This is a genomic window from Streptantibioticus ferralitis (genome assembly GCF_029223525.1).
Lineage (GTDB): Bacteria > Actinomycetota > Actinomycetes > Streptomycetales > Streptomycetaceae > Streptantibioticus_A > Streptantibioticus_A ferralitis.
In genome coordinates, this window is the sequence record NZ_JARHTQ010000002.1 from 375,283 (window position 1) to 389,738 (window position 14,456).

At 70.5% G+C, this 14,456-nt stretch carries 13 protein-coding genes and 1 pseudogene; 7 read left to right on the forward strand and 7 right to left on the reverse strand.

Annotated features, from left to right (window positions below):
* Positions 1 to 227 precede the first annotated feature (227 nt).
* Positions 228 to 599 (forward strand): hypothetical protein, encoded by a 372-nt coding sequence (locus P2L57_RS04610; RefSeq protein ID WP_275808568.1) that lies wholly within the window; start codon positions 228 to 230, stop codon positions 597 to 599.
* Between the two features lie 64 nt (positions 600 to 663).
* Here the strand turns inward: P2L57_RS04610 and P2L57_RS04615 are convergent, their stop codons facing one another.
* Positions 664 to 2,586 (reverse strand): alkaline phosphatase family protein, encoded by a 1,923-nt coding sequence (locus P2L57_RS04615; protein ID WP_275808571.1) that lies wholly within the window; start codon positions 2,584 to 2,586, stop codon positions 664 to 666.
* Between the two features lie 504 nt (positions 2,587 to 3,090).
* Between P2L57_RS04615 and P2L57_RS04620 the strand changes: the two genes are divergently transcribed.
* Positions 3,091 to 3,573, forward strand: a complete 483-nt coding sequence (locus tag P2L57_RS04620; RefSeq protein WP_275808574.1) for a hypothetical protein — start codon at positions 3,091 to 3,093, stop codon at positions 3,571 to 3,573.
* An 85-nt stretch (positions 3,574 to 3,658) separates the two neighbouring features.
* On the opposite strand, the gene P2L57_RS04625 is transcribed toward P2L57_RS04620, so the two are convergent.
* Positions 3,659 to 4,081, reverse strand: coding sequence for an HIT family protein (locus P2L57_RS04625; protein WP_275808577.1), 423 nt, complete (start codon positions 4,079 to 4,081; stop codon positions 3,659 to 3,661).
* Between the two features lie 196 nt (positions 4,082 to 4,277).
* On the opposite strand from P2L57_RS04625, the gene P2L57_RS04630 reads away from it, so the two are divergent.
* The 3 genes from P2L57_RS04630 (at position 4,278) to P2L57_RS04640 (ending at position 6,635) form a co-directional block, all read left to right on the forward strand.
* The gene (locus P2L57_RS04630) at positions 4,278 to 5,420 is read left to right on the forward strand and encodes a site-2 protease family protein (RefSeq protein WP_275808580.1); all 1,143 of its coding nucleotides are present in this window, start codon (positions 4,278 to 4,280) and stop codon (positions 5,418 to 5,420) included.
* Positions 5,421 to 5,584: 164 nt separating this feature from the next.
* Positions 5,585 to 6,223: a DedA family protein gene (locus P2L57_RS04635; RefSeq protein ID WP_275808583.1), complete on the forward strand. Its 639-nt coding sequence runs from the start codon at positions 5,585 to 5,587 to the stop codon at positions 6,221 to 6,223.
* A gap of 130 nt (positions 6,224 to 6,353) precedes the next feature.
* A complete protein-coding gene (locus P2L57_RS04640) occupies positions 6,354 to 6,635 on the forward strand; it encodes an acylphosphatase (protein WP_275808586.1) in 282 nt (93 codons plus the stop codon).
* A 138-nt stretch (positions 6,636 to 6,773) separates the two neighbouring features.
* On the opposite strand, the pseudogene P2L57_RS04645 reads toward P2L57_RS04640, so the two are convergent.
* Both P2L57_RS04645 and P2L57_RS04650 read right to left on the reverse strand, forming a co-directional pair.
* Positions 6,774 to 6,877: pseudogene (locus P2L57_RS04645) on the reverse strand (alpha/beta hydrolase); the annotation flags it as partial.
* Positions 6,878 to 7,020: 143 nt separating this feature from the next.
* Positions 7,021 to 8,202, reverse strand: coding sequence for a thiolase family protein (locus P2L57_RS04650; protein ID WP_275808589.1), 1,182 nt, complete (start codon positions 8,200 to 8,202; stop codon positions 7,021 to 7,023).
* 133 nt (positions 8,203 to 8,335) lie between these two features.
* Here P2L57_RS04650 and P2L57_RS04655 point away from each other — a divergent pair, with 133 nt between their 5' ends.
* Both P2L57_RS04655 and P2L57_RS04660 read left to right on the forward strand, forming a co-directional pair.
* A complete protein-coding gene (locus P2L57_RS04655) occupies positions 8,336 to 8,845 on the forward strand; it encodes a winged helix-turn-helix transcriptional regulator (RefSeq protein WP_275808592.1) in 510 nt (169 codons plus the stop codon).
* A 49-nt stretch (positions 8,846 to 8,894) separates the two neighbouring features.
* Positions 8,895 to 10,013, forward strand: coding sequence for a PP2C family protein-serine/threonine phosphatase (locus P2L57_RS04660; RefSeq protein WP_275808596.1), 1,119 nt, complete (start codon positions 8,895 to 8,897; stop codon positions 10,011 to 10,013).
* A gap of 149 nt (positions 10,014 to 10,162) precedes the next feature.
* On the opposite strand, the gene P2L57_RS04665 is transcribed toward P2L57_RS04660, so the two are convergent.
* The 3 genes from P2L57_RS04665 to P2L57_RS04675 form a co-directional block, all read right to left on the reverse strand.
* Entirely contained in the window at positions 10,163 to 11,218 is a 1,056-nt protein-coding gene (locus P2L57_RS04665) for an NAD(+)/NADH kinase (RefSeq protein ID WP_275808598.1), read from the reverse strand.
* Positions 11,219 to 11,335: 117 nt separating this feature from the next.
* Positions 11,336 to 13,681 carry a glycoside hydrolase family 65 protein gene (locus P2L57_RS04670; RefSeq protein ID WP_275808601.1) on the reverse strand — a complete coding sequence of 782 codons (2,346 nt, stop codon included), beginning with the start codon at positions 13,679 to 13,681 and terminating at the stop codon, positions 11,336 to 11,338.
* Positions 13,678 to 14,421: an HAD family hydrolase gene (locus tag P2L57_RS04675; RefSeq protein ID WP_275808604.1), complete on the reverse strand. Its 744-nt coding sequence runs from the start codon at positions 14,419 to 14,421 to the stop codon at positions 13,678 to 13,680. Before P2L57_RS04675 ends, P2L57_RS04670 begins: the two co-directional genes overlap by 4 nt.
* Between the last annotated feature and the right edge of the window lie 35 nt (positions 14,422 to 14,456).

The following is a 14,456-nucleotide window of genomic DNA, read 5'->3' on the forward strand; positions in this document are numbered from 1 at the left end:
CGCATCGCAGAGCTCTTCGCCCTTCACCGCCACTGTGGAGTGACCATGGCCAAGCGCTCCGCCCAACTCGCCCTGGCCGCAGCCCTGTCCGCCGCACTGGCCGTACCGGCAATGGCTACGAGCGCGCCGACAGCCCGTCCGGCTTCGATGCCTGGCGGACCAGACGGGGCGCCGACGCCGCTCTGCAGAAGGAGTACAACGCCTTCCTCGACCGGCAGATCGCCCAGGTGGCCAAGCTCTGGGTGCCCACCACCACGTTCACGCCCATCGGCTCGCTGAAGTACGCGAGCGCCGCGCAGGTGCGTTCCGCCTTCATGAAGGCCACGCGGCTGACACCGGTGTGCCGGGGCAACGGCGGCTGGAAGAACAGACCCCGCTTCATCTGCACCGGCCGAATCGCGGCCGAACTCACCAACTCCGGCAACCGCGACCAGGTCTTCAAGGACATGTCCCACGCGGTCGACCACCTGATACTCGTCCGCACCACGAAGACCGCGAACAACCCGGCCGACATGAACTGCTACTTCGGAGCGGTCACCATCAAGACGGATAGCCGCACCGGCACCGCCGACTACACCTGCGAGGGCCCGCTTCGCTGACGGCAGCCGCCGCGGCTGGTTTCGTTCGCCAGCCGCGGCGGGGTCGAGCAGGGGAGTCGGACGCTCAGCGGCGCCGCGGTTCGTTCCAGATGCCGTTGATGGGTTCGGCGTACAGGTCGTTCTTGGTCAGACTGGGCAGGCGGAGTGCCGCCTCGACGGTGCGCAGCATGCTGTAGTGCGTGTAACGGTCCGCGGAGGTGCTGCCCGCCCGCACTCCCCGGGAGCCGAGGACGAGGGTGGGAACGCGCTGCAACGACTGCTGTCCGTCGGCCGCGTCCTCGTCCCAGGTGAGGATGAGCAGGGACCGCTGGGTCTTCCACGCGGGGGAGTTGAAGATGGTCGGCAGGGTCTGGGAGAGCCAGGTGTCCCCGGCGGTGACGCCGCACCCCTCCATGTCGTAGCAGTCGTCGGCGCTGAGCCAGGAGAAGGTCGGGGTGGTCGAGGTCTTCTGCAGGTCGCTGCTCATCTGGGTGAGCGGCTGGAGGTGCGTCTTGCAGTTGACCGGGTTGTCCTTGACGTCCTTGAAGAAGTAGAAGGGCAGGTCGTCGATGGTGTACGCGCCGTGGGCGGTGGTGTCGCAGGGGCCCGCCGCGTTCTGCATGTAGCCGCGCCAGGTGCCGCCCGCCTTGGTCACCAGGTCACCGATGTGCGGGGCGTTGACCGTGCTGGCGAACGGGGTGTTGTCGTTGACGTTGAACAGGCTGCCACCGGCCATGGCGACGTAGTTGGGGTCGCTCGGGTGCACTTCGGCTATGGCGTTGGTGAGGTTGGCACCCTTGGGGACCAGGCTGTTGATGTAGGGCGCGCCCGTCGTGTTGCCGATGATGCCGCGGTAGTCCTGGTTCTCCATCATCACGTAGAACACGTGGTCGTAACCGGGTACGTGGGGCTTCGGCGGAACGGGCTTCGGCGGCGCGGGTACCGGGGCGGAGATCTTGAGGGAGAGGTCGTCGACGTAACCCTGGCCGTGGCCTTGGCGGTTGGTGGGCTGCGGCCCGGTGACGGTCATCACCGTGCGGATCGCGCGGGTGCCGACCGGGATCCTGCCGAGGGCCTGTTCGGGAAGCAGTTCGGTGGTGTAACGGCGCATCTGCGGGGTGACCGGCTTCAGCGTCGCCGATCCCAGTACCTTGCCCTTGGAGCCCAGGAAGGTGCTGGTCACGGTGGCGTTGTCGCTGACGGCACCGGTGCCGCCCAGCCATCCGGTCAGGTTGTAGGTGACGTTGCCGCGGTCGATGCGCTTGGCGGCGGCGGACACGTCGGCGGTCTGGGTGCCGGTGCTGACCCCGCCACCGCCGCCGGAGAAGAAGTTCCTGCCGCGGCTCTTCGGGCCGGGGCTGGTGGGCGTCGGGTAGTTGGTGATGCCTTCGCCGCCCTTGGCGCCGTAGGCCGTGGCGTTGAGCAGGCCGGTGACCTGCCAACCGGGGACGGTGTTGGTGTCCACGCCGATCTGGGTGCCTTCGCCCAGCTCGGCGTCGCCGTTGACGATCAGGTTCGGTCCGCTGCCCGTCTTCGGTGCGGGCGGCGGGGTGGTCGGGGGCTGCGGTGTCGGCGCGGGCTGGACGGTGAGCTGGACCGGCCCGGCCAGTGCCGTGTAGCCGTCGTCGTGGAGGTAGTAGACGTCGTACGTGCCGGGGGCCAGCGTGTAGGTGTCGAAGGTGACGGAGCCGCTGGCGTTGGGGGTGTACTGCCACATCGTCGAGGACTGCGTGCCCGGCTTGACGCCGGCGGGGTAGAGCCCGACCCAGTTCTTGGCACTGAGGTCGGCCGCGGGAGCCGAGTAGTTGAAGGTGACCGCCTCACCCTGGTGCACGGGTGCGGGGGTCGACTCGGTCAGTGTCGGCCCACCGGCCACGGCGGCCGAGGAGGCGGACGGCGCGGGTGCGGAGACAGCCTGAGAAGCGCCGGTGGCCGCCAGCGACAACGTCACCGTGGTCACCGTGGCGAGCTGGAAGCCTCTGCGGCGCCAGGAAAGTTGTTTAGACATGTTGAGGACTGTGGTCGGTGATGTGATCCCTCGCACAACACGTGGATGACGGCATGGCGAACAGTTGATGGGCGGCGATGGTGTGCGGCCATCCGCGCTGAACTGCGCCCGGTTTACGGCGTTTTGTGGGGCCGGTGGCTGGGGTCCGTCCGGGAATCCGCCAACGGCCGCGCCCGCCAACACGCCCAAGTCGGCGAACCCGCCGTTGGCCGGGCGGGGCGCGGCGGGTGAAATCGGACGAACGGGGATGTGTGGCGGGCGCCGTCGACCCGTTGTCCGGTTCCCGCGCGGCTGCTGGTCCGGGGTCTGCTGTGGTCCGGGTCGCGGGCGGCGCGCGGCTCTCCGGCCGGTTGAGCACGGGAGGGCGGCACTGGCAGGAAAGGGTCGCTCGCTGCGCAGTGATCACGCCAGTCTCAATTTCCCTCTGTAGTCGGCGACTTGCTCACGGTTACCGTTGCCGTGTTCGTTTCCACCGCTTCGATCCAAAGGATCCAAAGGAGACGTATGCGCACGTTAGCGCCCTTGGGGCGGTTCGTTGCCATCGCCGTGTCGGGTCTCGCGCTCGCCGCGATTCCCGTCTTCGCCGCACCGGCGCAGGCGACCCCCGCCCCGTCAGCCGGCCACCACGCCGCGGTCAAGCGACCGCTCGACAACGGCTACTTCCTGGCCGGCTCAACGCTCTTCCGCAACCAGGCCTGGACGTCCGGCAACGGGCGGGCGGTCCTGCGCCTACAGCAGGACGGCAACCTGGTGCTGTACAAGGACGGCCGGGCCGCGTGGCAGGCCGTCGGAGCCTGGCCCAGCGGCACCAGTGCCGTGATGCAGGCCGACGGCAACTTCGTGGTGTACGCCCCGGGCGGCGTCCCGGTCTGGGCCTCGGGGACGTGGGGCTACGCCGGGGCCTACCTGGCTGTACAGGATGACGGCAATCTCGTCATCTACACCCCCGACGGCGTCCCGGTCTGGGCCTCCAGCACCGGAGACTGACGCGTCGTGAACTCCCCATGGCGGCGGCACCGCGCCGCCATGGGGAGCTTTGCGGGTGTCCGGCATCCAACCGCGGCGGCGACCGTCACACCCGGTCCGCCTCCAGCGCGGTCCGCACGCGCATCGCCACGTCCGCCGCTTCCTGCTCCGAGGAGTAGCGCCTCCGGGGCCAGAAGAAGCCGCGCAGCCCGTCCTTGGGATTGCGGGGCACCACATGCACATGAAAGTGCGGCACCGACTGGCTGATCCGGTTGTTGGCCGCGACGAACGACCCGGCGGCTTCCATGCCGCGCTCCACCGCCCCCGTGATCAGCTGGACCCGGGTGAAGAACGGCCCCACCTCCGCCTCGGGCAGGTCCATCAGGGTCTCCATATGCCGCTTGGGCACCACCAGCACATGGCCCGGAAACAGTGGTCGGGCATCCAGGAAGGCCACTGTCGTCTCGTCCTCGAAGACCCGGTGGGCGGCCGCCTCACCCGTCGCGATCGCACAGAAGATGCAGTTCACGACGACAGTCAACTATCCGTCCGGCTGATCTGGCCGGTTAGGCGTGGGTGGGTTCCGCTCGCCCAGGGCGGAACCTCCGGCTCGCGACGGGAACCGCGGTCCCGGGCGCTGTTCCCGATACCGCCGCGGAGCGCGAAGCTGGAGGAGAGGGGGGTGTCGCGGGCGAGCGGCGTGGGCCGGTGCATGGAGGAGCGGGATGAACGGCTCCGTACCGATCGGGAAGATCTTCGGAATACCCCTGCGGGCCCACTGGAGCGTGCTGGTGCTGCTGGTGCTGCTGGGGTACGGCCTCGGAAGGGGCACCATCCCCGCGCTGGCCCCGGGCCGGGGTACGGGCGTGTACACGGTGGCCGCGCTGCTCGGTGCACTGGCCTTGCTGGCGAGTCTGCTGCTGCATGAGTCGGCGCATGCCGTGGTGGCCCGCAGGCGCGGTGTGGTGGTGGAGGACATGACGCTGTGGGCGCTGGGCGGAGTCACCCGGATCGGGCGTGCCGAGACTCCGCGCGCGATGCTGCTGATCTCCGGCTGCGGTCCGCTGGCCAGCCTGCTGCTGGGCGGGATCGGGATCGGTGGTGCGGTGGCGGTACGTGCGGCGCTCGGTTGGAACGTGGCCGCGGCCGTCCTGTTCTGGGTGGGTTGGGCCAATCTGCTGCTCGCCGGGTTCAATCTGCTGCCCGCCGCTCCGCTGGACGGAGGGCGGATCGTGCAGGCCGTGTTGTGGGGGCGTACCGGCGATCGGGAGCGCGCGGAGCGGGCCGCCGGGCGCAGCGGGCAGGTCGTGGGAGCGCTGCTGGTGGGGCTTGGTGTCATCAGCTTCTTCCGCGGCGCCGCCAACGGCCTGTGGCTGATGCTCATCGGGTTCTTCCTATCCGGTACCGCGGGGGCGGAGGCCCAGCGCGCCACGCTGAGCGCCGCACTGCGCGGGGTTCCGGTGGCGCGCGCCATGTCGGCCCCCGTCGTGGCGAGCCCGGAGTGGCTGACGGTGAGCCGGTTCCTTGAGGAGATGGAGTCGCAGCGGCGGCATTCGGGTATACCGCTGCTCGACTTCGAGGGTCGGCCATCCGGCATGGTGACCATGCGTCAGCTTGCCATGGTGCCCGGGCCGGACCGTGACCACGTCCGGCTTCGCGACGTGGCCACGCCCCTGTCCCGTTGCACCGTCGCCGCCCCGGACGAGGACCTCGTCGAGGTGCTCGGCCGGGCGGGCCCTGCCGGCCCGCTGCGGATCCTGGTCGTGGACGGCGGCCGGCTCGTCGGCATCGTCACCGCACACGACATCTCGCGGCTCACCCAACTCCTCTCGGATCGCCGCCCGGTCAGGCGCGACGGCCCGCGGTGACGGACCCGGTCTGAACGCCGTCGCGCCGTGGCGCACCGCGTGGTCGCTCTCCCCAGGGCCGTGGGCGGCCTAGGGTCGATCCAACGGATCTGCGCCGGGTACCGGCTGAAGATCCGCCGGACAGGTTCCGGCCCACCGCCCGCCGACGATCACAGGAACCGACTATGAACGCCCCGCCGCAACTCCCCGGCGTGCTGGCCGACTTGGCCCCGCTGCTCGATCACTGGGGGTACCTGGCGGTCGGCGGCCTGGTGTTCCTGGAGGACTTCGGCATTCCGGTGCCCGGGGAGACCTTGCTGATCGCTGCGGCGGTCTACGCGGGAGCAGGGCGCCTGAACATCTTCGTGGTCGCCGTGATCGCCTTCGTCGCCGCTGTCTGCGGCGACAACATCGGCTACGTCATCGGCCGCTTCGGCGGCCACCGGCTCGTCACCCGCTACGGACGCTATGTGCTGTTGACCCCTGAGCGCATCGCCAAGGCCGAGTCGTTCTTCGCCCGGCACGGTGGGAAGGTCGTCACCGTCGCCCGGTTCATCGAGGGACTGCGTCAGGCCAACGGCATCATCGCCGGTCTGGCCGAGATGCCCTGGCTGCGGTTCCTGTTCTTCAACGCCGTGGGCGCGGCGCTGTGGGTCGGCACCTGGGTGACCGTCGGCGTTCTCGCCGGGGAGCACCTCGACACCCTCTATCCGGCGATCCAACGCTACGAGCTGTACGTACTGGCCGCGGTCGCGATGCTGATCCTCGTCCTCCTCACCCGCCGCCTGCGCCGCCGCAGGGCCGCCCAGAAGTCGGATTCCTGACGGCACCTCGGACGCCGGTGCGGCGTGGCCGTGCCATCCAACGGGTGAAACCTGATCAGCCGGAGTTCCCGGCCGGAACGTCTGGGCAGAAGATGTGCGGTGCCACCCGGTCGCTGACGATGAGGCAGGCGTGATCCGTAAGAGAGTGATCGTGTCCGGAGAGGTACATGGAGTGTTCTTCCGCGACACCTGCCGTCGTACCGCGCTGGAGCACGGCGTGGCGGGCTGGGTGCGGAACCTCCCGGACGGGACGGTCGAGGCCGTGTTCGCGGGCGCGCCGGACGCCGTGGAGCAGATGGTGGCCTGGGCGCGCCAAGGCCCACCTCTGGCGATCGTCGACCGGGTGCTGGTCTACGACGAGGAACCCGAGGGACTCACCGGCTTCGAGATCCGCCCGACGCCAGGGGGCTGAGCGGCCTTCTCGTGGCGGAAGTCGAGCAGGGCCCTGTCGACCTCCTCGGCATGGGTCCAGCCGATGTCGTGCGGGCCGCCGGAGATCTCCACCAGTCGGCTGTCCTCGATGAGCGCGGGTAGGCGCCTGCGGGTGGCTGAGCGGGTACCCGTGGATCAGGCTCACGGGCTGCCCTCGCCGTGGTCCTCGTAGTACAGATCGATGCTCCCGGAGTTCTCCTGGCCCACAGTGACGTACGGCATCGTCTTCCCCGATCTCCGCCGCGCTCCGCCGAATCCGCCCCGGACGCACCAAGCTCCATCGCAACCGACGCCACCGGTGATCGCATCTCGGGCAGTCACGCACCGGCTGCCGTGTGCCGTCTTCGCCGGGTGGCCCCGAGCCGTCAGACCGCCTCCAGGATCGTGGCGTTGGCGAGGCCACCGGCTTCGCACATGGTCTGCAGGGCATAGCGCGCACCGCGCTGGCGCATGGCGTGGACGAGGGTCGTCATCAGCCGGGTTCCGCTGGCGCCCAGCGGGTGGCCCAGGGCGATGGCGCCGCCGTTGACGTTGACCTTCGCCGGGTCCGCGCCGGTCTCCTGCAGCCAGGCCAGGACGACGCTGGCGAACGCCTCGTTGACCTCGAACAGGTCGACGTCCGCCAACCGCAGCCCGGCGCGGCGCAGCACCTTCTCGGTTGCCGGTATCACACCGGTGAGCATCAGCAGCGGGTCGGACCCGGTGACCGCGAAACCGTGCAGCCGAGCCATCGGCCGCAGCCCGAGGCGGGCGGCGGTCTGGCTGGAGGTGATCAGCACGGCGGAGGCCCCGTCGTTGATCGGACTGCTGTTGCCCGCCGTGACCGACCAGTCGATCTGCGGGAAGCGCTCGGCGAAGACCGGGTCGGCGAAGGCCGGGCGCAGTCCCGCGAGGACGTCGGGGGTGGTGCCCGGCCGTACGGACTCGTCGGCCGTCACCACGTTGGCGCCGGTGGTGACGGGGGCGAGTTCGGCATCGAACAGGCCGTCAGCGTATGCCCGTGCCGCACGCTGGTGCGAGGTGGTGGCGAAGGCGTCCATCTGGTCCCGGTCGATGGACCACTTGGCGGCGATCAACTCGGCGCTGACGCCCTGCGGCACGAGGCCGTCGGGGTATCGGGCGGCGATCCCGGGGCCGAACGGGTCGGCGCCCGGCGGCACGTTGGACCACATCGGCACCCTGCTCATGGACTCGACACCGCATGCGACGACCAGGTCGTAGGCGCCGGAGATGACGCCCTGGGCCGCGAAGTGGACGGCCTGCTGGGAGGAGCCGCACTGCCGGTCGACGGTGGTCGCCGGGACGGACTCGGGGAATCCGGCGGACAACCAGGCGTTGCGGGTGGTGTTCATCGCCTGCTCGCCGACCTGGTCGACACAGCCGCCGATCACATCGTCGACCAGCGCGGGATCCACGCCGCTGCGGTCGATGAGGGCGCTCAGGGTGTGGGCGAGGAGCTGGACCGGATGGACGGCGGCGAGCGCACCGCCCGGCTTGCCCTTCCCGATCGGAGTGCGTACGGCTTCGACGATGACGGCGTCATTCATGTCCGGCTGCCTCCTGGGCGATCGGGTCGGCCGTTGTATGCCGGACAGCGTCGCCGTTGGGGTGGGTTTGAATTCTGAACCCACTCTAACTCGGTTAGTTTGAGAAGCAAACGCACAGAACTATGCTGGGACGATGAAGAACCCACGCCCGTGTTCGGTCGCCGACACGCTCGCCGTCGTCGGGGAGAAGCACTCCCTGCTGGTGCTCCGCGAGGCCTTCCTCGGCGTCCGGCGCTTCGACGCGATGGTCCGCAACATCGGCGCTCCGCGTGACGTCCTCGCCGCCCGGCTGCGGCACCTCGTCGAGGCCGGGGTGCTGGAGAAGGTCCCCTACAGCGAACGGCCGCAGCGCTTCGAGTACCTCCCCACCGCGGCGGGCTGGGAACTCCAGCCCGTGCTGCTGATGCTCATGAACTGGGGCGACCGACACCTCGCCGACCGGCCGCCGATGGTTTTGGAACACTCCTGCGGCGCCGACCTGGCCCCCGTCGTCGTCTGTGGGAACTGCGGCGATCACGCGAACCGGGGCACGCTCACGCCGCGGGTAGCGGCCCCTGGCTGGACCACCACCGGCCCCGCCGACGACGGAAAGCCGCCCGCTGACCCCATCGGCTCCACTGCAGCGGTCACGCGGGACCACTGATCACCGGTTCAGGCGGCGCCCGGCGGCGATCTGGAGGCAAGCTGAGGACATGCTCCGTTGGCCGCCGAGGGGATTCGGCCGTTCCTGGCAGCCTGGCCATGCGCCCGCGATGGTCGCGTTTCCGCTGGCGCTCATCGCCGTGATCTGCGTCGTCGACATACTGTCCCCGCCGCACATCCATCTCGGCCCGCTGCTCGTGGCGGCCCCCGCGGTCACGGTGGCGTTCGCCGGAGTGCGGCTCACGGCGCTGATCGGTGTCCTCGCGGTCGGGGCGCAGGTGCTGATCGGGGTGATGAGAGGGGTGCTGGCCACCGCCAACCTGGAGGCCCAGATCGCCGCCCTGATCGTGGTGTCGGGCCTCCTCGTCGCCCTCTGCCTGGTACGTGACCGGCATGAGCGCCAGCTGCGCCAGGTGAGGTCGGTGGCCGAGGCCGCCCAGCACGTCCTGCTGCGGCCGCTGCCCCGCCGCAGCGGCCCACTGCGGATCGGCTGCCTCTACCTCCCGGCCGAGGAAGAGGCCGAAATGGGCGGGGACCTCTACGCGGCCGCCCGCACCCCCACCAGCACCCGGCTGCTCATCGGTGACGTCCGCGGCAAGGGCCTGGCCGCGATCAGCCATGCGGCCCTGCTGCTCGGCGCCTTCCGTGCGGCCGCCCACCGGCAGGCCACCCTGCCGCGGCTGGCTGTCCACCTCGACGGCGCCACCCGGTGGGACACCAGCCAGTGGCAAGGCGATGCGGACCAGGACACCGACGAGTCCTTCGCGACCGCCACCTTCCTGGACCTCCCCGACCACGAGGCGGTCGTCCACCTGATCGCCTGCGGTCACCCGCCACCGCTGCTGTTCCACGACGACAGCGTGACCACGCTCCCGGCCAAGACCAGCCACCTGCCGATCGGCCTGGGCGGACTCATCGGTTCCAACACCTACGACGTCGAGACGTTCCCGTTCGAAGACGGCGACCTGCTGTTGTTCTACACGGACGGTGTGAGCGAAGCCCGCGACGCCGACGGGAGGTTCTACCCGCTCCGCGAACGGGCGGCGGCGTGGACCAGGTGCGAGCCCGAAGAACTGATCCGCCATCTGTGCGCCGACCTGCTGGCCCACGTCGATGGCCACCTGGGCGATGACGCGGCGGTGGTCGCCATCCGGCGCGGCGCGGTCTGACCCCTTCCGAGACGGTCATCCGGTGCCGGAGCCCGCGGCTGGGTCCGCGTGACCGTGAGTGTGCGCGGTCCGCCCGTGGTGCCGGCCGTCGCGAGCAACTGAGTTGCCCTGCACGGCAGTTCGGGTGCCCGCGGGCCGTAGCGCACCGGTCACTTGCCGGGCGGCGGAGGCAGCCGCAGATGGGCCAGGTCCGCGGGCACCGGGGCACTGGGCCGGACGAACGGCGGGGCCTGGTCCGCCGAGGCAGGGGCGTCGGCGAGCCGGAAGCGTTGGCGCAACCGCCGGTAGAAGTCGTCCGGGCCCAACCGCAGCAGGCGCAGGCGCTCCGGAGCCTTGTAGGCGGCGACCCAGTCGCCGGGGTCCAGAACCCCGCGCAGTTGCCCGTCGATGCTGACCGCCACCTGCCCCGAGTTCGGCAGCACCCGCACCGCGATGGCCTCGTCCGCCGAGGCCACCACGGTGCGGTCGAAGGCCATGTGCGCGGCGACCGGGGTGAAGATGACCGCGTCCATGAAGGGGGAGACCACCGGCCCTCCGGCGGCGAAGCTGTAGGCGGTCGATCCCGTGGGGGTGGCCACGATGACCGCGTCGGCCGAGTAGGCGGCGAGCAACTGCCCGGTGATGTACACGGCCAGACTCGCCTGCCGGTCCCGGGCCAGCTTCTCGAAGACCACGTCGTTCACGGCGATGACGTCCAGGGCTACGCCCCAGCCGACCTCCGGGGGCGTGCCGGGGCGGGCCTTGGGTGGGGGCAGGGCCGGGCCGCGCCCGTAGCGCAGCAGGGCGTCCATGCCGACCGGCATCTCCAGGGGCCGCGACGCTCGCAGGGTGAGCATCATGCGTTCCTCGATCGTGGCCCGGCTCTCATGGACGGCGTCCAAGGCGCGCACGATCTCGTCGCTGGTGGTCTCGGTGAGGAAGCCGACCCGGCCCACATTCACGCCCAGCACCGCGGCACCGTTCTTGGCGGCGATGCGCGCGCCCCGCAGGAACGTACCGTCGCCGCCGAAGGTGACGATGAGATCGGGGTGGCCGGCGGCTGCCGCCTCCTCCTGGCCGCTGCGCCGGGGCGCGTCGCTGCGCCACACATCGATTTCGGTGCACGGGATGTCCCGGTCCGCGCACCAGGCGCGTACGGCGGCTGCCGCCGCGACGGCGAGGGGGCGGGCCTGGTGGACCACTAGGCCAAGGCGGTTGACAGGCATCGTCGTCTCCACGGTAGAGCGAACCGGAGCGCGCGGGCGCGCCCGGGACCGCGTACGGCGGACGGCCCCGCAGTCCAGGCCGCGCACACCCGGTGGCGGCAGGGGCGCACCGCGGCATCACTCGCGGTGAGCGGGACGGCGGCCGGGGGGTGGCTCCGGTTCGGGGCGGGTGGTGGGGAGTGTGAGCGGCCGGGACTGCGGGCTCTTACTGGACACGGTGACCGCCTGGCCGCAGTGGCGGATCTCCAGCGGCGCCCCGTCCAGCAGGGTGTAGGTGGCGGTCGAGCCGGTGATCTCGACCCGCAGCCGCCGCCGCAGGACCTGCACCGTGAAGGCGAGCCGCCCGAGTTTCTCGGGCAGCCGGGGCGCGAAGCAGAGCGTTCCGTCGGCGTGCCGCATGCCACCGAACCCCGCGACGAGGGTCAGCCAGGTCCCGGCGAGGGAGGCGATATGCAGGCCGTCGCGGGTGTTGTTCTCCAGGTCGTACAGGTCCATCAAGGCCGCCTCCGACAGATAGTCGAAGGCCAGCCGCAGATGGCCGACCTCGGCGGCCACGATCCCCTGGATGCACGCCGACAGCGACGAGTCCCGTACCGTCAGCGGCTCGTAGTACTCGAAGTTGCGCGCCTTCTGCTCCTCCTCGAAGGCGTCTCCTCGGATGAACATCGCGAACACCAGATCCGCCTGCTTGACCACCTGCTTGCGGTACAGGTCGAAGTACGGGAAGTGCAGCAGCAGCGGGTACTGGTCGGGCCGGGTGTGTGCGAAGTCCCACACCTGGTGGCGGGTGAAGTCCGCGGACTGTTCGTGGACCCGCAGCGCGCTGTTGTACGGCAGGGTCATGGCTTCGGCGGCGTCCCGCCAGGCGGCGGCCTCCTCGTCGTCGACGCCGAGCGCGGCGGCCTGCTGCTCATGGCGCTCGACGGCGCTGGCGGCGTTCCGCAGGTTCTCCTGGGCCAGCAGGTTGGTGTAGACGTTGTCGTCCGCGACCGGGCTGTACTCGTCGGGGCCGGTCACCCCGTCGATGTGGAAGCGGCCGTGCGGATCGTGGTGACCGAGCGACTGCCACAACCGAGCGGTCTCCACCAGCAGTTCCACCCCGGTGTCACGCTCGAACTCCTCGTCGCCGGCGGTCGACACATAGAGCGCGGCGGCATGCGCGATGTCCGCGTTGACGTGGAAGGCGGCGGTTCCGGCCGGCCAGTACCCGGAGCATTCCTGGCCGTCGATGGTCCGCCAGGGGAAGGCGGCCCCCTTCAGACCCAGCTGGCGGGCCCGCTCCCGGGCGGTGGGCAGGGTGCTCTGCCGCCAACGCAGAGCCTCGGCGACCGAGTCCGGAGCGGTGTGGGTGAGCAGTGGCAGGACGAAGCCCTCAGTGTCCCAGAACGAGTGCCCGTCATAGCCGGAGCCGGTCAGGCCTTTCGCCGGGATCGCCCGCCGCTCGGCGCGGGCACCGGCCTGCAGTACGTGGAAGAGGGCGAAGCGGACGGCCTGTTGGATCTCCTCATCGCCGTCGATCTCGACATCGGCGCACGCCCAGAAGTCGTCCAGGTATCCGCGCTGTTCGTCGAGCAGACCCTGCCAGGTGGTGCTGCGGGCGGCAGCGATCGCGGCCTCCACCTGGTCGCGTACGGCGGGCAGCGAGCGAACTGCCGACCAGCCGTAGGCGACCAGCTTCTCCAGCCGCAGCGTCTCGCCGGGCGCCAGCTCGCAGGTGACGGTGAGTCGGCCGACGTCCTCCATGCTCTCACTGGAGACCTGGGTGGCCGGCGGCCCCTGCACGGTGTGGTCGGTGGCCGCCGCGACCCGCAGGCCGCTCGCGGCGGTGCAGTGCACCAGCCGCATCCGCATGCCCTGGGAGTAGTGCTCCTCGGGCTCCAGTGGGGACTCCAGGGCGGCGGAGACCCGGGGATCGCCGGTGACCTGCGGCAGCTGCTCGTTGGCCACGAGCTCGGACTGGACGACCAGCCGCACCTTGGCGTTCAGCGGTTCCACTTCGTAGCAGATGGCGGCGATGGACCGCTGGGTGAGCGAGACCAGGCGGGTGGAGCGCACCCGGACGGTGACGCCGGAAGGCGAGGTCCAATCGCAGGTGCGGTACAGGAACCCGCCGCGTAGATCGAGCACCCGCTCGTGCGAGCGCAACTGCCCGTAGCGCAGATCGAACGGCTCGTCATCGACCAGCAGCCGGATGATCTTTCCGTTGGTCACGTTGATCACCGTCTGGCCGGACTCCGGATAGCCGTAGCCCGCTTCCGCGTACGGCAGCGGATGTACCTCGTGCACTCCGTTGAGATATGAGCCCGGCAGGCCGTGCGGCTCGCCCTCGTCGAGGTTGCCACGCCAGCCGATGTGGCCGTTGGACAGGGCGAAGACCGACTCGGTCTGGGCGAGCACATCGAGGTGGAGGCTGGTCTCGCGCAGGCACCAGGGCTCGACCGCGAAGGCGTCGTGGCTGATCATGTGCGATCCTCCAGCAGCTCCGCGAGGTCCCGCACGACGATGTCGGCGCCGTGCGCCCGCAGGGCGTCCGCCTGGCCGACCCGGTCGACGCCCACCACGTAACCGAAGTGGCCGCTTCGGCCCGCGTCCATGCCCGCCAGGGCGTCCTCGAACACGGCCGCAGCCACCGGCTCGACGCCAAGGTCGTGGGCAGCCTCCAGGAAGGTGTCGGGGTGCGGCTTCCCCGGCAGCTTGCGCTCCTTGGCGACGATGCCGTCGATCCGCACGTCGAAGCGCTTGTCCATGCCCACCGAGGCCAGGACATCGCGGCAGTTGGCACTGGACGAGACCACGGCCGTACGCAGACCGGCCGCGCGTACCGCCTCCACATAGCGGACGGATCCGGGGTACGCCTCGACGCCCTCCGTGTGGATCTTCTCCAGCAGCAGAGCGTTCTTGCGGTTGCCCAGGCCGTGCACGGTGTCGCGATCGGGCGGATCGTCATCGCTGCCCTCGGGCAACTCGATGCCGCGCGAGGCGAGGAACGCGCGTACCCCGTCGGCTCGCGGGCGCCCGTCGACGTACTCGTCGTAGTCGGCCACCGCGTCGAAGGGCCGGAAGCCCGGCCCGTCGCGGCGACGCAGGAACTCGTCGAACGTCGCCTTCCACGCGGCGGCGTGCACGACCGCGGTCTTGGTCAGCACGCCGTCGAGGTCGAACAGGCACGCCCGGATGCCGTCCGGGAGACCGATCTGTGTCATGGAACGCGCTTCCCCGCACCCTGTCCGCGGCATGC